Raw genomic sequence first — 286 nt, forward strand, 5'->3', positions numbered from 1 at the left:
GCCTAGATGCGCACGAACTCAACACCCCTGGCGGTATTACCCTTGAGGACTGTATTGCAGTGAGCAAAATGGTTGAACAAGCGGGTGTAAATGCCGTTAGTATTTCTGCTTATGCCACCTTAACCACAGGCTCTGCATTTACCGCCGCGCCGCTAGTGCATAAACCAGCAGGCTTTTTAGATTGGGCTGCGGCAGTGAAGAAAGAAGTGTCTATACCGGTAATTGCCGTTGGCCGCTTAGAGCCCGATATTGCCGATGCTGCTATTGCCAGCGGTAAGTGTGATTT

The 286-nt window shown here is 50.7% G+C and carries 1 pseudogene; it reads left to right on the forward strand.

Annotation, left to right across the window (positions count from 1 at the left end):
• Nucleotides 1–286: pseudogene (locus AAEY62_RS21860) on the forward strand (effector protein); the annotation flags it as partial.

Source organism: Pseudoalteromonas sp. GW168-MNA-CIBAN-0100, assembly GCF_040309225.1.
GTDB lineage: Bacteria > Pseudomonadota > Gammaproteobacteria > Enterobacterales > Alteromonadaceae > Pseudoalteromonas > Pseudoalteromonas arctica.